Annotated in this window: 5 protein-coding genes and 1 pseudogene; 3 read left to right on the top strand and 3 right to left on the bottom strand. The window is 69.1% G+C overall.

All coding sequences use genetic code 11. The features are described 5' to 3' along the window. The 3 genes and pseudogenes from IY392_RS03850 to IY392_RS03840 all read right to left on the bottom strand — a co-directional run. Positions 1–184 (bottom strand): annotated as a pseudogene (locus IY392_RS03850) (hypothetical protein); the annotation flags it as partial. Between the two features lie 9 nt (positions 185–193). After that, on the bottom strand, positions 194–718 hold the full coding sequence (locus tag IY392_RS03845; protein ID WP_194860552.1) for an NUDIX domain-containing protein: 525 nt from the start codon (positions 716–718) through the stop codon (positions 194–196). A gap of 117 nt (positions 719–835) precedes the next feature. Beyond that, a complete protein-coding gene (locus tag IY392_RS03840; protein WP_194860551.1) occupies positions 836–1,834 on the bottom strand; it encodes a hypothetical protein in 999 nt (332 codons plus the stop codon). A gap of 432 nt (positions 1,835–2,266) precedes the next feature. On the opposite strand from IY392_RS03840, the gene IY392_RS03835 reads away from it, so the two are divergent. The 3 genes from IY392_RS03835 (at position 2,267) to IY392_RS03825 (ending at position 5,377) form a co-directional block, all read left to right on the top strand. Then, positions 2,267–3,718, top strand: coding sequence for a hypothetical protein (locus IY392_RS03835; protein ID WP_194860550.1), 1,452 nt, complete (start codon positions 2,267–2,269; stop codon positions 3,716–3,718). A gap of 61 nt (positions 3,719–3,779) precedes the next feature. Beyond that, entirely contained in the window at positions 3,780–4,733 is a 954-nt protein-coding gene (locus IY392_RS03830) for a PspA/IM30 family protein (protein ID WP_194860549.1), read from the top strand. Positions 4,734–4,870: 137 nt separating this feature from the next. Further along, the gene (locus IY392_RS03825) at positions 4,871–5,377 is read left to right on the top strand and encodes an SRPBCC domain-containing protein (RefSeq protein WP_194860548.1); all 507 of its coding nucleotides are present in this window, start codon (positions 4,871–4,873) and stop codon (positions 5,375–5,377) included. Positions 5,378–5,393: the final 16 nt, after the last annotated feature.

Genomic DNA, 5,393 nt, shown 5'->3' with positions numbered 1-5,393 from the left:
CCCCCACCCCCGCGCTTGCTGCGGCGATCAGCAGGATCTGCCCGGGGCTCGGCACCCACGCGCCCGTACCGGCGGCCAGGCCGTGAGCCGCGATACCGAACACCGCACTGACCAATGCCACCACCATGCCGACAGCCGCGGTCACCACGGGTGGGACCTCGGTTCGCACTCGGTCGGCGGGCACGATCCGATTCTAATGGGACCCGGTGGCCCGGCTGGACTCGGTGGCCCGGCTGGACTCGGTGGCGAGCTCGATTCGCGCGCGTTCCTCATCCGCGAGTCCCGCCTCGAGGCGGGCGAGCATGTGGGGACGCATCTCGGGCAGGTCATCGACCCCCAACCAGCGGACGTCTGTGTTCTCGCCATCGGCCGGGCGGGGGTCGCCGTCGAGGTAGGTACAGGCGAAGGTGTGGTCGATGTACTGCGCGCGGTCGCCGTTGGTGTAGGTGACCATCCTGGAGACGCCGATGGACGCGACGCGGTCCACGCGGATGCGGACGTCGGCCTCTTCCCGTGCCTCTCGGACTGCGGTCTCTGCGGGATGTTCGCCCGGATCGACGATGCCGGTCACCGGGGTCCACCAGCCGGTGTCGGCACGTCGAACCAGCAGGACGCGCTCGCCGTGGGGGTCACGGATGACGGCGGTGGCGCCGGCCAGCCAGAGGGGCGCGGTGCCGACGTGGCGACGGAGTTCCAGGACGAAGTCGGGGACGGACATGGCTCTGAGGGTATCCAGGTCCGGAGAATGCAGCGATCCCCGCCGACCGTGTGGTCGGCGGGGATCGGTGGTGTGCTACCCGGACGCTGACTCGGTCAGCGCCGAGGGGTCAGAACGTCAGTTCTGCTCCTCGACGGGCTCGCACTCCTGGCGCTCCATGGAGCCGTTGTCCTTGAGGAACTCGATGGCCTCCGGCGGGAGGTTGCAGACGAGCCCGACATTGACGCGCGGGAGCGGCGGCAGGTTGACGCCACCGGACACGGCCAGGCCGATGCCGATGCCGGCAGCCGCGAGCGAGCCCAGGGCGAGGAGGGTCGCGGGATCAACGGACCCGCCACCCGCCTCGGAGCCCTCGATGATCGAGCCGAGGTTGATCTCACCCGAACCGAGCTCCGAGGAACCGGTGAAGATCTCGGCGAGCGAACCCATGTCGTCCGAACCCGCGTCCGAACCGGTGAAGATCTCGGTCAGCGAGCCGGTGTCGAGCGAGTCGGTGTCCGAACCCGCGTCCGAACCGGTGAAGATGTCGGTCAGCGAGCCGGTGTCGAGCGAGTCGGAGTCCGAACCCGTGCCCAGCGACGCCGGATCAAGCGAATCGGTGCCGAGCGAGTCGGAGTCCGAACCCGTGCCCAGCGACGCGGGATCAAGCGAATCGGAGTCCGAACCCGTGCCCAGCGAATCGGAGACCGACGCGGCGTCAAGCGAACCGAGGTCGGCCGAATCCGAGACCGAGCCCATGTCGAGCGAGCCAACGAGCTCGGTGAGCGAACCGGTGTCGAGCGAGTCGGAGTCCGAACCGGTGCCCAGCGACGCCGGATCAAGCGAATCGGTGCCGAGCGAGTCGGAGTCCGAACCCGTGCCCAGCGACGCCGGATCAAGCGAATCGGTGCCGAGCGAATCGGACACGCCCTCGAGCGAGCCGGTCAGCGGGCCGTCCTCGCCGGCGGAACCGACGAAGAGATCGAGACCGAGGTCGATCGATCCACCGAGGAGCTCGGTCCCGAGCCCCAGGTCGAGAAGCGTGCTGCCCTCCTGCGCGTTGGCGACACCCGGCATGGTGCCGAGCGCGAGTCCGGAGGCCGCGATGACGGCGATCATCCGCTTGGAGTTCTTCATAGGAACTGCCTTCCTGTTCGTTGGTGACAATCCAGCGACCCGGGTTCTCCCCCTCGTCGCCCGGTCCAGCGCTCGGCCAAGGGGCCGCTCACCGTCGGATCGTGTCATCACCCTATCGAGCAATTTTCTGGACTTGTTACAAGAAGTCTCGTTCAGGCACAGCTAATACCCAGCCGGGCGCGGGCGCGAAGTCCGCGCGATTCGGGCAATGAGTGCTGCTAAAGGCCCCATAGCGCCCTACTACCTCGACTTATGTGAACCTTAATAAGTGAATTGAAGCTTATACAGAATCACCGCGCCGCCTGTTTAGTGACGTTGATCACTTTTAACCTTCGATTGCCTGACTCGTCGTCAACACGTCGACGCGCAGGCTCAGACGTGGCTAAATGTGAGGTTGACCTCGCATAAATCCGTCCCCGATCCAGGAGCGATATGACACCCAACAGCAGCGGAGTTCAGTTCCCCGCCGACCCATCCGGAAACCGCTCGTCCGGACGGCTGGCCAAGCAGGTGGTCGCAGACGCGCTCGCCACCGTGGACCCGGCCGCGAGTGAGCGGGTCCACCGGATCAAGGACTGGCGCAAGGGGTACATCCAGCCCTTCACCGAGCTGGTCGGTGTGGGCGTCGCCGATGCGGAGGCCTGGGACGGGGTGGCCCGGGCCGCGCTCGAGTCACTCCAGTCCAGAATGGTGGGCGTTCACGAGGTCGACGGCCAGATGGTCGAGACCCCGATGAAGGACTACCTCGCCGTCGTCGCGTCGCAGTCCACCCCGGGGACCGAGACGGTCCAGGGCACGGCTGCCCCCGCCACAGAGTTGTCCATCCCCTACCGCGGCGAGGAACTGACCGGCGCGGTGCTCCGAACCCGGCTGGACAAGTGGGTGGACGCCGGGGTGATCGAGCCGAGCTGCGCGGACGCTCTCAAGTTGGTCCAGGACAACCCTGAATGGCTCTCGCTGCCGGGCCGAGCGGTGCTCGTGCTCGGCCTGGGGTCCGAGATGGGGCCCGCCGCCCGGCTGCTGAGGTGGGGCGCCGACATCCTGGGCGTCGACCTCCCCTCCAGCCCGGTGTGGGACCGGTTCCGCGAGAGGGCCGCGGAGTTCGCGGGACGGATCCACTTCCCCACCGGCGAGGACGGACGGCCGGGGATCGACCTGCTCACCCAGCTGCCGGAACTCGTCGCGTGGGCCCGGGCGGCCGCGCCGGCCCCGCTCACCGTGGGCAGCTACTTCTACGCGGACGGCGGGACCCACGTGCAGCTCTCCTCCGCGGCCGACGCCCTGGTCGTCGACCTGCTGAAGGACGGGACCGCCGACGCCCTGGCCTACCTGGCCACCCCGATGGACACCTTCGTGGTGCCCGCCGACGTCAGGAAGGCCTCGGACGCGGCACTGAGGGCCCGCAAGGCCACGGACATCAAGAGGATCATCGGCGCCCTGACCGGCCAGAAGGTCTTCCACCGGAACTACGAGAAGGGCAGCGGGCCCGCGGTGCACGACGCCCTCGTGCCCCAGCAGGGTCCCAACTACACGCTGGCCAAGCGGGTGCAGCGGTGGCGCGCCACCACCGCGTTCGCAGACGGGCACACCGTCTCCGTCAACGTGGCCCCCGCCACCGACACCCGCTCGGTCACCAAGAACAAGATCCTCGCGGCTACGTACAAGGGGGCGCACGCGTTCGGCATCGAGATCTTCGAACCGGCCACCTCGTCCGCCCTTCTCGCGGCACTACTGGTCCACGACCTCAACGTCGGTCGACCGGACGTCGGGGTGCAGTGGGAACACGAGTCGCACGGGGCCGCCTCGGGAGGCCTGTGGCGTCAGCCCTACCTGCCCCGTACCGCGCTGCCGGTGGCCGCGCTGCTCGGTACCGTCAAGAGGTAGGAACACGCCACGGGTCGGCCTTCCGGCCCGCGCCCACGGTGCCGACAGTTAGGACCCCGACATGCCGAACCCGTTCTCCAAGAGCTGGAACTACCTCAAGGCCTCGCTCGACAAGAAGGTCGACGACAACGCGGACCCCAAGATCCTCGTCCGCCAGGCCATGGACAACGCCCGCCAGCAGCACAAGGCGGTGACCGACCAGGCGGCCTCGGTGATCGGGAACGCCAAGCAGCTCGAGATCGCGATGAGCACCAAGTCCCGGCAGCTCGACGAGGTGCAGGGTCAGATCCGGCAGACCCTCCAGGTGGCCGAGTCGGCCCGGGCGGAGGGGGACACGGCCCGCGCCGGCCAGTTCGACGCGCAAGCCGAGCAGTTGGCCTCGAGGATGGTCACCCTGGAACAGGATCTGGAGAACACCAAGCAGCTGCACGGGCAGGCGGTCCAGGCCGCCGAGCAGGCCAAGCAGGCGGTCAAGGAGTCCGACCAGCGACTGCGGGAGACGCTCGCACAGGAGGACCAGCTGCTCCTCCAGGCCACGCAGGCCGAGATGCAGCACCGCACCGTCGACTCCGTGTCCTCCCTCGAGGGCGTCGGCGGCGGCAACTCGCCCACCTTCGACGAGATCCGGGCCAAGATCGAGGGCCGCTACACCACGGCACTGGGCAAACAGGAACTCGCGGAGGCCACGGGTGCGCCGTCCACCGCTCAGCTCGACGCCGCCGCGTTCACCCGCGAGTCGGAGGGGAAGAGCAAGCTCGAGCAGATCCGTGCGTCCATGGGCCTGACCGGCGGCGGCACCGCCGTCGAGGGAGCCGGCCCGGGTGACCCGTCGGACCGTCAGCTGACCGAGGGCGCCGGAACCGACGAGAACACGGAGACATCCGGTGCGACGGAAGCCGCGACGCCCACCGGGCAGGCGGGGTCACCCTCTGCCCCCGTCGACGACTCGGGGACCCCGGAGCCGGGGCCCGCGGATCTCGCCGGCCCGACCCTGCCCCGCGACACGAGGGACTGACCCGTTCGCGCTCGCCTGCGGCAGCGACGAGTGCGGAGTGATTCTTTTTCGGTTTCCACGCGGCGGTTCGCGATATTCTGGCGGTCGGCGTCGGGGTGAGCCCGTCCCCGGCGTCGGCCTGATCACCAGGAGACGACATGCCCACACCCACGCCCTCCGGCCGCCTCTCCGATTCGGGAGCGGTCGTGTTCTCCCGCCGCCTGCCCCGGTCCCGTGAGCAGGCGTGGGCCGCCGTCACCGACCCGGCCCGCACTGCCCGGTGGATCGGCCCGTGGTCGGGCGACCCGGCATCCGGCACCGTCCAGCTCACCATGACCGCCGAGGACGGCGATCCGGTGGATGACATGGAGGTGGTCACCTGTGACGCCCCCGGGCTCCTCGTGGTGCGGACCGGGTCAGGTGGGTGGCTGCTCACCGTGAGGATCGAGAGCGACGACGAGGGCGGCGAGGGCGGCGAGGCCGTCATCTCCCTGGAACAGGACATCGCGGACGCCGAGTCCGCCGCGTCCATCGGTCCCGGGTGGGAGTACTACCTGGATCGCCTGGTCGAAGCGGAGGCGGGGAGGGATCCGGATGCCCTGCACTTCGAACCGGACTACTACCCCGGCCTCGCGGAGTACTACCGGGACCTGGTGGGCGGCTGAGCGGCCTGTACCGACT

The sequence above is a fragment of the Dietzia sp. SYD-A1 genome (genome assembly GCF_015356725.1).
In the GTDB taxonomy this organism is placed as follows: Bacteria; Actinomycetota; Actinomycetes; order Mycobacteriales; family Mycobacteriaceae; genus Dietzia.
This window is presented reverse-complemented; position numbering and strand designations above follow the sequence as displayed.

Coding starts and splice junctions, on each gene's coding strand:
- IY392_RS03845 (WP_194860552.1), bottom strand. CDS start 718: ATGTCCGTCCCCGACTTCGTCCTGGAACTCCGTCGCCACGTCGGCACC.
- IY392_RS03840 (WP_194860551.1), bottom strand. CDS start 1,834: ATGAAGAACTCCAAGCGGATGATCGCCGTCATCGCGGCCTCCGGACTC.
- IY392_RS03835 (WP_194860550.1), top strand. CDS start 2,267: ATGACACCCAACAGCAGCGGAGTTCAGTTCCCCGCCGACCCATCCGGA.
- IY392_RS03830 (WP_194860549.1), top strand. CDS start 3,780: ATGCCGAACCCGTTCTCCAAGAGCTGGAACTACCTCAAGGCCTCGCTC.
- IY392_RS03825 (WP_194860548.1), top strand. CDS start 4,871: ATGCCCACACCCACGCCCTCCGGCCGCCTCTCCGATTCGGGAGCGGTC.